Raw genomic sequence first — 15071 nt, 5'->3', positions numbered from 1 at the left:
CCTAAGCCTTGTTGTCGTTCATCGTCATCAGCGTATAGAACAGCCAGGAGGCCAGCAGCGTGATGGCGAAATAGATGAGGGACATGGCGGCTGCCGGTCCGAGGTCGAACTGACCCAGGGCGATCTTCACCAGATCGATCGACAGCAGCGTGGTTGAATTGCCCGGCCCGCCGCCGGTCAGCACGAACGGTTCGGTGTAGATGTTGAAGCTGTCCATGAAGCGCAGCAGCACGGCGATGGTCAGCACCGTCTTCATCTTCGGCAACTGGATGAAACGGAACACGGCCCAGTTGGAGGCCCCGTCGATTTCCGCGGCCTGGTAGTAGGCGTTCGGAATCGACACCAGGCCGGCATAGGCCAGCAGCACCACCAGCGAGGTCCAGTGCCAGACATCCATGACGATGATCGTCACCCAGGCCGCCACCGGATCCTGGGTCATGTCGTAGGAAATGCCCAGCGTGTGGTTCATGAAATAGCCCAGCAGACCGATATCCGGCAGGGTGAAGATGTTCCACATGGCGCCGACCACGTTCCAGGGGATCAGCATCGGCAATGCCATGGTGATCAGGCAGAACGGCACCCAGAACCCTTGCCGGGGCATGGCGAGCGCGATGGCGACGCCGAGCGGAACCTCGATGATCAGGATCATCACCGTGAAAAAGAGCTGCCGGCCGAGCGCGGCATGGAACCGCTCGGAACGCAGGATCTGTTCAAACCAGCCAAGGCCTTCCCAGAAGAACAGGTTGTCGCCGAAGGTTTCCTGGACGGAGTAGTTCACCACGGTCATCATCGGAATGAGCGCGTTGAAGGCGACCAGCAGAAGAACCGGCAGGACGAACAGCCAGGCCCGTTGATTTTGTTTCTTCATCAGGCACCCCCTCCCGGTGTGCTTGCCAGCCAGCCGTCCATGTAGAGCCGGGTCTGGGAGCGTTTGAATTCAAGCGTGACGGCATCGCCCGCGTTCGGAGCCTCGCCTTCCAGGATTGCATGCACGCGCTGATCGAATGCGATCGCCTCGACCACCTTGTGGCGGCCGACATCGGACACCTTCCTGACGGTGGCGGGGACCCCCGGGCCGTTGCCGGAGATCGAAACGAATTCCGGCCGGATGCCGACTTCGGCCCTGCCCTCGACTGCCTTTGCGAGCGGGCCTTCGAGATCCAGTTCCTTGTCGCCGAAAAAGGCGACCCCGCCCCTGACGTCACATGGCAGCACGTTCATGCCCGGCGAGCCGATGAAATGGCCCACAAAAGTGTGCGCGGGACGCTCGAACAGGTCGACCGGCGTGCCGATCTGGACCACTTCCCCATCCTGCATCACGACGACCTGATCGGCGAATGTGAGCGCCTCGGTCTGGTCGTGGGTGACGTAGATCATGGTCGCCTTGACCCGCTGGTGCAGCTCCTTCAGCTTGGAGCGCAGTTTCCATTTCAGGTGCGGATCGATCACGGTCAGCGGCTCGTCGAACATCACCACATTGACGTCCTCGCGCACCAGGCCGCGCCCCATGGAGATCTTCTGCTTGTTGTCCGGGGACAGGTTCGCCGCCCGGGTCTTCAGCATGTCGGAAACTTCCAGCATCTCGGCGATGGCCATCACCCGCTGCCGGACGATGTCCTCGTCCCGGCCGCGATTGCGCAGCGGAAACGCCAGATTGTCGTAGACCGTCATGGTGTCGTAGATGACCGGGAACTGGAACACCTGCGCGATGTTGCGCCTGGCCGGCGGCAGCGCGGTCACATCCTGGTCGTCGAACAGGATCCTGCCTTCGGAGGGCACCAGCAGGCCGGAGATGATGTTGAGCAGCGTGGACTTGCCGCAGCCGGACGGCCCCAGCAGCGCGTAGGCGCCGCCGTCTTCCCAGGTCAGATCGATCTTCTTGAGGGCATAGTCGTCATCGCCTCGCGGGTCCGGGCGGTAGCTGTGACGCAGATTGGAGAGCTTGATTTGTGCCATGGTTTTGTCTCCTCAGGCCGCCAGTTCGCCGTTGGGTGCAAAGAAGAAACAGTGGCTCGGATCCAGATAGAAACTGTGGGTCTCGCCGACGAGGTAGGGGTGCACGCCCGGTGACAGCGACACCCAGGACTGACCCTGCATGTCGAAATGGGCGCTGCTTTCCGATCCGCTGAGTTCTGTCACCAGCACATGGCCCTCGAGCCGCACACTGTGACGGGCGCTTTCCACCGGCATCACGTGATGCGGCCGGATTGCAATCGTATAGGCGCCGTCGCGCAGGTTCGCGGCGGCTCCGGTCAGGGTCCAGCGAACATCCTCGTTGAGAACGAGCGTCTCGCCCGTCTTGGTCACCGGCGCGGTGTTGATCGGCGGGTTGGAGAACACCCTGGCCGCATCAAGGTCTTTCGGGTTGCGGTAGATCTCGGCAGTCGGTCCGAACTGGACCACGTTGCCGTCGTTCATCAGCGCCGTGCGTCCGCCCAGCAGAAGCGCCTCTTCGGGCTCCGACGTCGCGTAGACGACAACCGCGCCACGGCCGGCGAACAATTCGGGCAACTGGTCGCGCAATTCCTCGCGCAGCTTGTAGTCGAGATTGGCAAGCGGCTCGTCCAGGAAAACCGCATCGCTTTCCTTGACGATGGCGCGGGCAAGCGCTGTGCGCTGCTGCTGACCGCCGGACAATTCGTGCGGCTTGCGGTCCAGAAACGGCTTCAGCTTCAGGATATCGGCAGCCTCTTCCACGCGGCCTTCGATCTCCGACCTGGCAACGCCGCCGATTTTCAGCGGCGAGGCGATGTTGTCGAACACCGACATGTGCGGATAGTTGACGAAGAACTGGTGCACCAGACTGATGTTGCGTTTCTGCGCCGACAGGCGTGACACGTCCTTGCCGTTCAGGAGGATCTGCCCGGAGGCCAGGCTGTCGAGACCGGCCATCAGCTTGATCAGCGAGGTCTTTCCCGAGCCGGTTTCCCCGAGCAGAACGTTGAACTGGCCGGTTTCCAGCGTCAGACTCGTTTCCTTGACATGGGTAATGCCGGACACGCGTTTGCTGACGTTTTTGAGTTCTAGTGACATCTGTTTCTCGTCCGCGTCCGGCTGGGCCGTGAGCGCACCCTGGTGCGGTCCCGGCCTGTCTCTTTCGGATCGGTAAGGGACCGGGGACGTGCCCCGGTCCGGTTTTGCGGGTCATGGGGCCAGCGCCGCGCGGGGTCATGCGACCTTGCGAGGCTCTGCTGTGTTGAGATCGATCAGCTTGCGGACACCCGGTCACCCGGGTGTCCGCCGGTCCGAGGCTTAGTTTTTCGCCCAGCGGGCAACAAGCTCGTCATAGTTGACGGTCTCGCCCTGGGGCTTCTCGTTGTCGAGCTTGGCCTTCGGAGCACCCGGCTTGTCGAGCCACTCCTGCGGGTCCGATTCCTCGTTCAGACGCGGACCGCAGCCGCCGTAGACGTTGGCGCGTTCGTCGGCCTGCTGCATGCGGGCCATGACGATGTCCATTTCTTCCGCCAGACGGTCCATGGCTTCCTGCGGCGTGAACGCGCCGGAGTTCACGTCACCGATCTGCTGCCACCAGATCTGGGCCAGCTTCGGATAGTCCGGAACGTTGACGCCGGTCGGGGACCAGGCCACCCGGTCCGGGGACCGGTAGAACTCGACCAGACCGCCGAGTTTCGGAGCGCGTTCGGAGAACGACTCGTGGTTGACCGTGCTGTCGCGGATGAAGGTCAGACCGACATGGCTCTTCTTGGTGTCGACCGTCTTGGAGACGACGAACTGGGCGTAGAGCCAGGCGGCTTTCGCGCGGTCTTCCGGGGTGGATTTCAGGATGGTCCAGGATCCAACGTCCTGATAACCGACCTTCTGGCCTTCTTCCCAGTAGGGACCGTGCGGGCTCGGCGCCATGCGCCACAGCGGCGTGCCCTCGTCATCCACGGTGTTGTTGCCTTCGGACTTCGGCTTCACCATGTCCGCCGTGAAGGCGGTGTACCAGAAGATCTGCTGGGCGACATTGCCCTGGCTGAGGGCCGGCAGGGACTGGTAGAAGTCGAAGCTGGCGGCACCGGGAGGTGCGAAGTTGCGCAGCCACTCGTCCCACTTGCGGATCGCGTAGACCGCGGCCGGACCGTTGGCGGCACCGCCACGGGAGACGGATGCACCCACCGGGTTGCACGTGTCCGCTTCCATGCGGATGCCCCATTCGTCGACCGGGATGCCGTTCGGCTCGCCCTTGTCGCCGGCACCGGCCATGGACAGCCAGGCATCGGTCATGCGCCAGCCGAGATCCGGTGCACGCTTGCCGTAGTCCATGTGACCGAAGATCGGCACGCCGTCGACTTCCTTCACGTCGTTGGTGAAGAATTCGGCGATGTCCTCATAGGCCGACCAGTTGACCGGAACGCCCAGGTCATAGCCGTATTTGTCCTTGAAGGCCGTCTTCAGGTCTTCCCGGTCGAACCAGTCCTTGCGGAACCAGTAGAGGTTCGCGAACTGCTGGTCGGGCAGCTGGTAGAGATCGCCATCCGGACCTGTCGTGAACTGGGTGCCCATGAAGTCGTCCAGGTCGAGACCCGGGTTGGTGACGTCCTTGGCAGCTCCGCCCATCCAGTCGGTCAGATTGTAGGCCAGCTGAAGGCGCGAATGGGTGCCGATCAGATCGCTGTCGTTGACATAGGCGTCATAGAGATTGCGCCCTGTCTGCATCTGGGTCTGGACGGCCTGAACCACTTCACCCTCACCGAGGATCTGGTGGTTGACCTTGATTCCGGTGATTTCCTCGAACGCCTTGGCCAGCACTTCCGACTCGTAGGAATGTGTCGGAATGCCTTCGGACAGGACGTTGACTTCCATGCCGGAGAACGGTTCTGCCGCCTTGATGAACCACTGCATTTCCGCAAGCTGATCATCTTTCGACAGAACGGACGGCTGGAATTCCTGGTCGATCCATTTCTGGGCCGCGGCTTCGTCGGCCAAAGCGGACCCTGCCCCCGCAAGCACAGCACCTGCTGCAACTGCGGAGAGTAGATACTTACGCATCTGTATCTCCTCCCATGAGATAATTTTCGCCGTGATTACCCGGCTGACCCTAGGAAGTCACACGGTTGCCATCATGTCAAACTAATTTTTTAGTAGATTATTGAATCTGCATGAAACATGTATAAGTGGTTGTAATATATAAAATTATTCCGCAATAGCCACGACGCGAAGCCAGCTTCCGACTGTCCCGATCCTGCGTTGGAAGGATCACAGTGTGGCATAAATTTGACACCTGAGGTAGCCCGAAATCCGGTTTCGGTTCTTTCAGTTCTTCTGAATCTGCCCCCGTTCAAGTTTCGTTTGCAGTGCAAAATGAAAAAAATCCACAAATCTCGCGGTGCAACACAAACCTGTCTTCGACATGGCACCGTGGTCTGCCGCCCGTCTCCCGCAGGACGCCGGGCGCCAGACCCGCGCGCAACACCAGCAGCAGCCCCGCCAGGGCATGTTGACGGAGGACCGGCACACCTTGACTGTGGAACGGAGGCCGGAAATATCCGGCAAAAACCACAACGGGAACGGGGTCTGACCATGGATGTTTCAACCGACGGACCGGTGCTTGTGACCGGCGCCACGGGCTATGTCGCCGGCTGGCTGGTCAAGGACCTGCTCGAAGCCGGCGTCACCGTGCACGCCGCCGTCCGCGACCCCGGGGCTGCCGCAAAGCTGGAGCACCTCGTCCGGATTGCCGACAAAGCCCCCGGCAACATCAGGTTCTTCGAGACCGACCTGTTGCAGCCCGGGTCCTATACGGAAGCCATGGCCGGCTGCTCGGTGGTGTTTCACACCGCCTCCCCCTTCGCCATCAGCGTTCGTGACCCGCGCCGGGAGCTGATAGATCCCGCCTTGACGGGCACACGCAACGTGCTTGAAAGCGCGGCGGCGACGGCAAGCGTCACGCGCGTTGTGGTGACCAGCTCCTGCGCGGCGATCTACACCGATGCGATCGATTGCGCGCGGGCACCGGGCGGCGTGCTGACCGAGGATATCTGGAACTCGACGGCATCCCTTTCCTATCAGCCCTACAGCTATTCCAAGACACTCGCCGAAAAGGAAGCCTGGAAGATCGCCGACGCGCAGGACCGCTTCAGGCTCGTCACCATCAACCCCTCCCTCGTCATCGGCCCCGCGCTGTCAAGCAAGCCGACCTCCGAGAGCTTTCGGATCGTGCGCCAGATGGGGGACGGCACCCTGAGGCAGGGCGCGCCGAAGCTCGGCCTTGGCGTGGTAGACGTGCGCGATGTCGCCAGCGCGCACCTGGCCGCCGCCTTCAGGGAGGACGCCGAAGGCCGGCATATCGTCTCCGGTCACAACACCAACCTTCTGGAACTCGGCAAGGTGCTGATCGAAAAATACGGCAGCCGCTACCCGGTGCCGCGCAAGTCGCTGCCGAAATGGGTGGTCTGGCTAGCCGGACCGGTCATGACCGGCATTTCGCGCAAGTTCGTCACAAACAATGTCGACGTGACATGGCGCGCGGACAATTCCAGAAGCAAACGCGCGCTCGGGGTGACCTACCGGCCGATGAAGGCCTCCATGGAGGACATGTTCCAGCAGATGATCGATGCGGGCGCATTCGGGAAATAGGCGCAGCGTGACAGCTGTGCTTGTCCATTGATCCAAACGCTGCCGGACAAACGTTTAAAGCGCGGTGCGCACGTGCCACAGCTCCGGGAACAGCTCGACCTCAAGCATGCGTTTGAGGTAGGAAACGCCGCCCGTGCCGCCGGTGCCGCGCTTGAACCCGATCACCCGTTCGACCGTGGTCACGTGATTGAAGCGCCATCGGCGGAAATAGTCTTCCAGATCAACCAGTTTTTCACCGACTTCGTAAAGCGCCCAATGGGCGGACGGGTCGCGGTAGACGGTCTGCCACAGGGCCATGATTTCAGGCACCTCTCCATGGGGTGCGGCGGACGGCGTGGCGGTGACGGCGTCCGGAACAGACAGGCCCTGCCGGCGGGCGAAGTCGAGCACCACCTGATAGAGGCTCTGTCTTGAAAGCTCCGCGTTCAGGAGCGCGACGGCTCCAGCATCGTGGGCATGCGGCTTGACCATGGCCGGATTGCGGTTGCCGAGCGTATATTCGATCAGGCGGTATTGCAGCGACTGGAAACCGGAGGACATGCCCAGCGCGTCGCGGAACTGCGTGTAGTCGCTCGGTGTCATCGTCCTGAGCACATCCCAGGCTGAATTCAGTTGCTCCATGATGCGGCTGACGCGGGCAAGCAACTTCATCGCCTGAGGCATGTGGTCCTGCCCGATCGCGTCACGGGCGCCATTCAGTTCATGAAGCATGAGCTTCATCCAAAGTTCCGAAGTCTGGTGCTGGATGATGAAGAGCAGTTCGTCCGGAGCACCGGACAGCGGCGCCTGCGCCGTCAATATCCTGTCCAGACCCAGATAGTCGCCATAGGACATCCGCTCCGAAAACTGCATTTCCGCACCTTCGGTTTCCGGATTGTAGGCACCGTCCCGACCGGACGCATCATCGCCGCTCATTGCGCGCTCCCTTAAGACCAATCGATGTTGACAGGGCACAAGCCCTGTCCGGGCTTCGCCGCGATCTATAGCGCCTTGGCACCGGATTCGGACAGGAGAGAATTCACGCCGTCAAACCGTCGTCCACTCGTTACCGGCATGCGCTGCCGGCATTACCTGCCGGCGGCACGCAGAATGGCACGGGCGGAAAAATCGTAGTGACTGCTGCCGGATTCGGACTTGCAGAAACTGCGATAGTCGATTTTGTCCCAGTTTCCGTCGCCCAGACGGCTGCGATAGATCCCGACATTCGCCGGCGTGATCGGTGACATCTTGAACAGGACATCGACGGTCACCTCGCCTTCGGCGTGCCGGAAATAATGGTCCCGCAGCATGACCATCGACCAGGCACCGGCAAAATAGTGCCCGCCGTGGGACATGGTCATTGCCGATTTCCCGACGGCGCTCATGCCGCGGCGCGACCAGTTCAGGCCCGCGAAGTAGATATCCTCACCGGCTGTCAGGTCCGCTTCGGCCGCGGCCCGGCTCGCGCCGATCGCAATGTCGTCATTCGCGGCCCAGACGGCATCGATCCGGGTTCGCGCAAGCACATTTCCAGTTTGCGCGTAAGCGATGTCCTCGCTCCAGGACACCGGGATCGCATGCAGCAGCCTCACGTCGGGATTGTCCGCGACCGCCCGCTGCATGCCCAGTTCCCGCTCCAGCCCCGCCGGCGTGCTGGCGTCACCGGTCAGAGCCAGCAGCCGGATGTCGCCGCCACCGGACCTGGACCGCCTGGCCTGATCGAACAGGCTGCTGGCCATTTCGTAGCCTGCGCTCTCGTTGTCCGGCACGATCGTGGCGATGACATTATGCAGGTCGATGTTCCGGCGTTCCAGAATGACCTTCTGCTTCGGTGTCAGCTTGTTCAGAAGAAACAGCACCTTGCTCGGTCGGCCTTCCAGCAGTTGCATCAGCCTGGCACCGGACTGGTTCTCGTTCACGAGAATAAAATAGTCCGGCAGATCCCCCTTCTCGAGGCGAAGGCTCAGGAGCTCCGCCATGGCGTAGGGTTCGCGATTCGCATAGAGGATTTCCAGATCGGCATTCAGGTCCCCGGCCGCCGCGGTCATCGTTTTAGAGACCTCGCCCCAGAAACCGGTGTCACTGCCCGGATTGATGAAAGTGACGCGAAAATCTGCTGCGTGAACCGCGTGAGAGGCAACGCAGAGCCATACCAGACAAACAATTCTGAAGATCATCGCGTTCCTTCGCCGCCAGGCCTCGTTACACCGGAACAAACCGCGGTTCCAGTTGCAGGCTCCAATGCCGGTGATCATAGCCGTTCCAAGGTATACAGTCTGTTGCCGCTGGAGGTTCATTAGTATTTTTAACGATACGAATTCGAGCCACCGACCCATTGGCGTGAATGACTTCCGCCGGCGGCGTGGTGGTCCGGGCCTTGAATCCAGCTCCTCGGCTGCTTCAGCCGGGGAGCACGTCAGCCCGCGCGAGACCAAGCCAGGTTGCATCGCCGCCTAACCCTGAAATACCAGAAATCCGTCTTTCTCCCTACCGAATGAACAAATAGATGGCAGGGTGCTTAACCGACCTCCACCGGGATCGGGAGGCTTTGTTTCTTTTTTTAGTTTGTGGCCGCGCCCGGAAGGACAAATTGCGGGCGCCTGTTGAGGCAAGGCTGCCTATAGAAAGACGTGGTGCAGCCCAGCATTTTATGAAAGCCTGATCCCGCGTTCAGGAACGGCAGTCGATCAGGATCCAGAAATGTCCATTCAGGCAAGCATTTACCACCTCACACACTACCGCTACGACCGGCCGGTAACCCTGAGCCCACAGATCATTCGCCTTCGACCGGCGCCCCACAGCCGCACACGGGTGCTGTCGCACTCGCTGAAGGTTTCGCCGTCCGGCCACTTCGTCAACCATCAGCAGGACCCTTACGGCAATTGGCTGGCCCGCTTTGTCTTCCACGAGCCGGTCCGCGAGTTCAAGATCGAGGTGGATCTGGTCGCCGACATGACCGTCTACAATCCCTTCGATTTCTTCGTCGAGGAAAGCGCCGAGGAATGGCCCTTCGACTATCCCGACGAACTGCGCGAGGACCTGCAGATCTACCGGCGCCTTGACCCGACCGGGCCGCGCATGAAGGCTTTCCTGGAGACCGTTCCGAAAGACAGAAAGCGGACCATCGACTTCATCGTCGAACTGAATGCTCTCGTGTCGCGGGCGGTCGGCTATGTCATCCGCATGGAACCGGGTGTCCAGACCCCCGAGGAGACATTCGAGAAGGGCACCGGCTCGTGCCGCGATTCAAGCTGGTTGCTGGTCCAGGCACTGCGGCACCTGGGCTTTGCCTCCCGGTTCGTCTCCGGGTATCTCATTCAGTTGAAACCGGACCTGGAGGCGCTCGACGGTCCGTCCGGCACCGACCACGACTTCACCGACCTGCACGCCTGGGCGGAGGTCTATCTTCCCGGTGCGGGCTGGATCGGACTGGACCCGACCTCCGGCCTTCTCACCGGGGAAAGCCACATTCCGCTGGCCGCAACACCCCATTACATGAACGCCGCGCCGATTGCGGGCATGGCCAGCCACGCCGAAGTCGAATTCTCTTTCGACATGAAGATCGACCGCGTCGCCGAACACCCGCGCATCACCAAGCCGTTTTCCGACGAGGCCTGGACAGCGCTCAACCAGATGGGCGCGAAGGTGGACAGGATCCTGGCCCAGGAGGATGTCCGCCTGACTATGGGCGGCGAACCGACGTTCGTCTCCATCGATGACTTCGAGGCAGAGGAATGGAACACGGATGCCGTCGGCCCGACCAAGCGCGACAAGGCGGACGCCCTCATCCGCCGGCTGCGCAAGCGCTTTGCGCCGGGCGGTTTTCTCCACTATGGCCAGGGCAAATGGTATCCCGGAGAAACCCTGCCGCGCTGGACCTTCTCGCTGTTCTGGCGGCGGGATGAAAAGCCGATCTGGAATGACCCGGACCTGATCGCCGAGGAAGGCGGGGACACGGGGGCGGACGCGGCAAAGTCGGAAGCGTTGCTGCAGCAGATCGCCCGGAAGCTGGATGTCGACCCGCAATATGTGGTTCCGGCCTTCGAGGATCCGGCCGTCTGGTTGGTCAAGGAGGCCAGCCTGCCGGAGAATGTCACCCCGGACAATTCCGAACTGGAAGATGCCGAGGCCCGTCACAGGATCGCGCGGGTGTTCGATCGCGGGCTGACCAAACCATCGGGCCACGTCCTGCCTATTCAGCGCTGGCAGGCCAGGGCCTCCGGCCCGAACTGGCGCTCCGAAAACTGGAAACTGCGGCGCGAGGCGCTGTTTCTGGTTCCCGGCGACAGTCCCGTCGGATACCGCATCCCGCTGGAATCGCTGCCGCATGTGCCTCCGGCGCAATATCCCTACACGAATATCGCCGACCCGACGGTTCCCAGGCAGCCGCTGCCGGAGTTCCCCGCAGGGCAGCCCACCGAACGCCCCGCACCCGAACACCCAGGACCCGGGCGCCCCCAGGGCGTTGCCAGCTTCACCGCGAGCGGGCCTCAGCAGGACCGGCGCGAACAGACGCTGCCGGACGGGGAAATCGGTGACGCCACCGTGCGCACCGCCCTGTCCGTGGAACCCCGGGACGGGCGCCTGTGCATTTTCATGCCGCCGGTGGAGGCAATCGAGGACTACCTGGAACTCATCGCCGCAGCGGAGGCCGCCGCCGCCGACCTCGGGCTTCCGGTGCATATCGAGGGCTACCCGCCCCCGCCCGACCCGCGCATGAATGTCATCCGGGTGGCGCCTGATCCCGGTGTCATCGAGGTCAACATCCACCCTGCGGCGAGCTGGAAGGAGTGTGCGGCGATCACCGAAGGCGTCTATGAGGACGCCCGCAACACCCGCCTCGGCGCCGAAAAATTCATGATCGACGGCAAGCACACCGGCACCGGCGGCGGCAACCACGTGGTCGTCGGCGGCGCAACCCCGCTCGACAGCCCGTTCCTGCGCCGCCCGGATCTGCTCCGCAGCCTGGTTCTGCAATGGCAGCGGCATCCCAGCCTGTCCTATCTGTTCTCGGGCCTGTTCATCGGCCCGACCTCCCAGGCCCCGCGCGTCGACGAGGCGCGGCATGACGGGCTTTATGAGCTTGAGGTCGCCCTGTCGCAGATCCCGCGGCCGGACGAGGGACCGCCCCCCTTTCCCTGGCTGGTCGACAGGCTGCTCCGCAACCTTCTGGTCAACGTCACCGGCAACACCCACCGCGCCGAGATCTGCATCGACAAGCTCTATTCGCCGGACGGGCCGACCGGCCGGCTGGGCCTCGTGGAATTCCGCGGCTTCGAGATGCCGCCCGACCCGCGCATGAGCCTTGCCCAGCAACTGCTGCTGCGCACGCTGGTCGCCCGGTTGTGGCAGCAGCCCCTGTCCGGCAACCTGACCCGCTGGGGCACTGCGCTGCATGACCGGTTCATGCTGCCCCATTATGTCTGGGCCGATTTTCTCGATGTCCTGCGCGATCTGGACCATCACGGTTTTTCCATGCGTCCGGACTGGTTCGAGGCCCAGGCTGAATTCCGCTTTCCGTTCTGCGGCGAAATCGAGGTCGAAGGCATTCACCTGGAATTGCGGCAGGCGCTGGAACCCTGGCATGTGCTGGGCGAAACCGGCGCCATCGGCGGCACGGTCCGTTACACCGACAGCTCCACCGAACGCCTGCAGGTCAAGCTCACCACCAGCGACCCGGAGCGATATGCCGTCACCTGCAACCGGCGGATGATGCCCTTGCAGAAGACCGAGACCAATGGCGTTGCCGTTGCCGGCGTCCGCTACAAGGCCTGGCAGCCCTCCATGGCCCTGCATCCGGTGCACCCGGTTGACGCCCCGTTGACTTTCGACATATTCGACCGCTGGAGCAATCGCGCCATCGGCGGCTGCGTCTATCATGTCGCCCATCCGGGCGGACGCAACTACGATACGTTCCCGGTCAACGGCAACGAAGCCGAGGCACGGCGCCTGTCGCGGTTCGAGCCGCACGGACACACGCCTGGTCTCTATGTGCCCGCACAAGAGCGGCCGCACCCGGAGTTCCCGTTGACCTTGGACCTGCGAAGGCCGCACAATGTCTGACGGTCCTCCGGGGACCTGTCATTTGAAAGCGGACGCATGAGTTTGAACGAAGACGCAGGCAAGGGATCGCGGGGCTACAGCCTGCTCAGGGACTATCGCCCCTTTCCCGGTGTTTCGGACGAACTTCTGGATCCCGCCCACCGGGTGCGGCCGGTCTGGCGGCCGTTTCTCGAGCACCTGTCCCGTCTGGCTCCGGACGAGATCACCGAACGTTTTTCCCGGGGCAACCAGTATCTGAATGATGCCGGTGTCTATTTTCGCCAATACGGCCAGGACGGCGCCAATGAGCGCGAATGGCCTCTCAGCCACATTCCGGTGATCATCGGCCAGGACGACTGGCAGGTGATTTCGGACGGACTGATCCAGCGCGCGGAGCTTCTGGAACAGGTGGTCGCGGATCTTTACGGCGGCAACCGGCTGGTCGCGGACGGGTATCTGCCCGCAAGCCTGATCGCGCGCAGCCCGGAATGGCAACGGCCATTGGTCGGGGTCACGCCGAAGAACGAGCGCTTCCTGCATTTTCTGGCTTTTGAGATCGGCCGCGGTCCGGACGGAACCTGGTGGGTCCTGTCGGATCGCGCTCAGGCGCCGTCCGGCGCGGGGTTCGCGCTGGAGAACCGGGTCGCCACCGGCCGTGTCTTCAACGAATTCTTCGCCAGGGCCAATGTCCACCGCCTGGCCGGCTTCTTCCGCCGGTTTCGCGACCATCTGGTGGATCTGCGCGGCGAAACCGACAGCCGGGTCTCGATCCTGACCCCCGGCCCCATGAACGACACCTATTTCGAACATGCCTATATCGCCCGCTATCTGGGCTTCATGCTGCTTGAAGGCGAGGACCTGACGGTGGAAGGCGGCAAGCTGATGGTCCGCACCGTTTCGGGGCTGAAACCGGTCAGCGTTCTGTGGCGGCGCCTGGACTCCGCCTGGTCCGACCCCGTCGAACTGGAAGAAACCTCGCGAATCGGCACGCCCGGCCTCGTACAGGCGGTCCGCCATGGCGCCGTCACCATGATCAACGCGCTTGGCACCGGCATCCTGGAAACACGGGCCCTGCTCGCTTTCCTGCCGCGCATCAGCGAGCATCTGCTTGGCGAACGCCTGAAATTGCCGAATGTCGCCACCTGGTGGTGCGGCGAGGCCGCCGCGAGAAGCTACGTCAAGGACCACGCCGAGGCCATGATGTTCAGCCCGGCGCTGAGCACCGCGCTGCCGTTCTCTTCCGGCCAGCCGGACTTCATCGGCAAGGATTTTCACAAACAGAAGCAGGGGCCCCTGCCATCCTGGATCGACAGCGAGGCTGCCGGCCTCGTCGGGCAGGAAGCGATCACCCTGTCCACGACGCCCGCCTATCATGACGGCCTGCTGCGGCCCCGGCCGATGAGCCTGCGGGTCTTTCTGGCACGCACCGGCAAAGGCTGGGAGGTCATGTCGGGCGGTTTCGCCCGTATCGGCCGGACGGATGATGCCAGCGCCATCGCCATGCAGGAAGGCGGCTCGGCGGCGGACGTTCTGGGTCGTCGGCGGCCCCAGACACGCCAGGGAATCCCTGCTGCATCAGACGGAATCGCCGTTTTACAAATCCCAGTCGGGCGTGCTGCCGTCGCGGGCCGCCGACAATCTTTTCTGGCTGGGCCGCTATGTGGAGCGGGTGGAGGGCGCCGTCCGGCTCCTGCGCGCCTATCATGCGCGCCTCATGGAAACAGCCGATCCGGATAGCGCCCTGGTCGCGCAGACGAGCGCATTCCTCGACAAGGTCGGCGTCGCACCGGTGGAACCGATCCCCGAGGGTCTGTGCGACACGCTTCAGTTCGCGGTCGCCAGCGCGGGCAAGGTGCGGGACCGCTTTTCCGTCGACGGATGGCTTGCGCTGAACGAACTTGCGCGGGCGGCGATCCACGCCAGGCGGACCCTGCGCGCGAATGCGGATGTCACCCCTGCCATGAGTCTGCTCCTGCGCAAGATCACCGGGTTTTCCGGTCTTGTGCATGAGAACATGTACCGCTTCACCGGTTGGCGGTTCCTGAGCATCGGACGGGCCCTGGAGCGCGCGCACCGCATGAGCGACCTTCTGGCGGAGTTCACTGAGCCGGATGCGCCCGAGGGCGCGCTGGAACTGCTGCTGGAAGTCGGCGACAGCGCGATGTCCATGAGCCGGCGCTACGCGGTGTCGCTCAGCCATGAAACGGTGCTGGACCTGCTGGCAATGGACACGCAGAACCCGCGGTCCGTCCTTTACCAGCTCACCGACATGAAGCAGCATGTCAGTGTCCTGCCGGGCGCGACGGAACACGGCCATCTGTCCGAGCTTGCCCGCTCCGTCCTGCAGGTTCACACCAGTCTGGCAATTGCGACCCCGGACACCCTGACACCGAAGATGCTCGGCGGGCTCAGAGACCGGATCGCCCGCCTGTCCCTGGAGCTGACCGATGCCTATATCCGCTGACACCGCG

8 protein-coding genes and 1 pseudogene are annotated in these 15071 nt (G+C 62.9%); 3 read left to right on the top strand and 6 right to left on the bottom strand.

Annotated elements, in window-relative coordinates; all coding sequences use genetic code 11:
• Position 1: 1 nt before the first annotated feature.
• From AC0VX3_RS07235 to AC0VX3_RS07220, 4 genes are all read right to left on the bottom strand, one after another.
• Positions 2 to 868 carry a carbohydrate ABC transporter permease gene (locus AC0VX3_RS07235; RefSeq protein WP_475524140.1) on the bottom strand — a complete coding sequence of 289 codons (867 nt, stop codon included), beginning with the start codon at positions 866 to 868 and terminating at the stop codon, positions 2 to 4.
• The gene (locus tag AC0VX3_RS07230) at positions 868 to 1956 is read right to left on the bottom strand and encodes an ABC transporter ATP-binding protein (RefSeq protein ID WP_475524139.1); all 1089 of its coding nucleotides are present in this window, start codon (positions 1954 to 1956) and stop codon (positions 868 to 870) included. The genes AC0VX3_RS07235 and AC0VX3_RS07230 overlap by 1 nt, the downstream gene beginning before the upstream one ends.
• A 12-nt stretch (positions 1957 to 1968) precedes the next feature.
• Positions 1969 to 3033: an ABC transporter ATP-binding protein gene (locus tag AC0VX3_RS07225; protein WP_475524138.1), complete on the bottom strand. Its 1065-nt coding sequence runs from the start codon at positions 3031 to 3033 to the stop codon at positions 1969 to 1971.
• Positions 3034 to 3252: 219 nt separating this feature from the next.
• The gene (locus tag AC0VX3_RS07220; RefSeq protein WP_475524137.1) at positions 3253 to 4992 is read right to left on the bottom strand and encodes an ABC transporter substrate-binding protein; all 1740 of its coding nucleotides are present in this window, start codon (positions 4990 to 4992) and stop codon (positions 3253 to 3255) included.
• A 531-nt stretch (positions 4993 to 5523) separates the two neighbouring features.
• Between AC0VX3_RS07220 and AC0VX3_RS07215 the strand changes: the two genes are divergently transcribed.
• Entirely contained in the window at positions 5524 to 6579 is a 1056-nt protein-coding gene (locus tag AC0VX3_RS07215; protein ID WP_475524136.1) for an NAD-dependent epimerase/dehydratase family protein, read from the top strand.
• Positions 6580 to 6633: 54 nt separating this feature from the next.
• Here the strand turns inward: AC0VX3_RS07215 and AC0VX3_RS07210 are convergent, their stop codons facing one another.
• Both AC0VX3_RS07210 and AC0VX3_RS07205 read right to left on the bottom strand, forming a co-directional pair.
• A complete protein-coding gene (locus tag AC0VX3_RS07210; protein WP_475524135.1) occupies positions 6634 to 7494 on the bottom strand; it encodes a tryptophan 2,3-dioxygenase in 861 nt (286 codons plus the stop codon).
• A 152-nt stretch (positions 7495 to 7646) separates the two neighbouring features.
• Positions 7647 to 8735: an ABC transporter substrate-binding protein gene (locus AC0VX3_RS07205; protein WP_475524134.1), complete on the bottom strand. Its 1089-nt coding sequence runs from the start codon at positions 8733 to 8735 to the stop codon at positions 7647 to 7649.
• Between the two features lie 523 nt (positions 8736 to 9258).
• Between AC0VX3_RS07205 and AC0VX3_RS07200 the strand changes: the two genes are divergently transcribed.
• Together AC0VX3_RS07200 and AC0VX3_RS07195 are read left to right on the top strand one after the other, a co-directional pair.
• On the top strand, positions 9259 to 12621 hold the full coding sequence (locus AC0VX3_RS07200) for a transglutaminase family protein (RefSeq protein WP_475524133.1): 3363 nt from the start codon (positions 9259 to 9261) through the stop codon (positions 12619 to 12621).
• 36 nt (positions 12622 to 12657) lie between these two features.
• Positions 12658 to 15064 (top strand): annotated as a pseudogene (locus AC0VX3_RS07195) (circularly permuted type 2 ATP-grasp protein).
• Positions 15065 to 15071 lie beyond the last annotated feature (7 nt).

This window comes from Roseibium sp. QJM3NY_11 (assembly GCF_056173175.1).
Note: the sequence above shows the minus strand (reverse complement) of the source record. Positions and strands in the feature narration are given on the sequence as shown.

Coding starts and splice junctions, on each gene's coding strand:
- AC0VX3_RS07235 (WP_475524140.1), bottom strand. CDS start 868: ATGAAGAAACAAAATCAACGGGCCTGGCTGTTCGTCCTGCCGGTTCTT.
- AC0VX3_RS07230 (WP_475524139.1), bottom strand. CDS start 1,956: ATGGCACAAATCAAGCTCTCCAATCTGCGTCACAGCTACCGCCCGGAC.
- AC0VX3_RS07225 (WP_475524138.1), bottom strand. CDS start 3,033: ATGTCACTAGAACTCAAAAACGTCAGCAAACGCGTGTCCGGCATTACC.
- AC0VX3_RS07220 (WP_475524137.1), bottom strand. CDS start 4,992: ATGCGTAAGTATCTACTCTCCGCAGTTGCAGCAGGTGCTGTGCTTGCG.
- AC0VX3_RS07215 (WP_475524136.1), top strand. CDS start 5,524: ATGGATGTTTCAACCGACGGACCGGTGCTTGTGACCGGCGCCACGGGC.
- AC0VX3_RS07210 (WP_475524135.1), bottom strand. CDS start 7,494: ATGAGCGGCGATGATGCGTCCGGTCGGGACGGTGCCTACAATCCGGAA.
- AC0VX3_RS07205 (WP_475524134.1), bottom strand. CDS start 8,735: ATGATCTTCAGAATTGTTTGTCTGGTATGGCTCTGCGTTGCCTCTCAC.
- AC0VX3_RS07200 (WP_475524133.1), top strand. CDS start 9,259: ATGTCCATTCAGGCAAGCATTTACCACCTCACACACTACCGCTACGAC.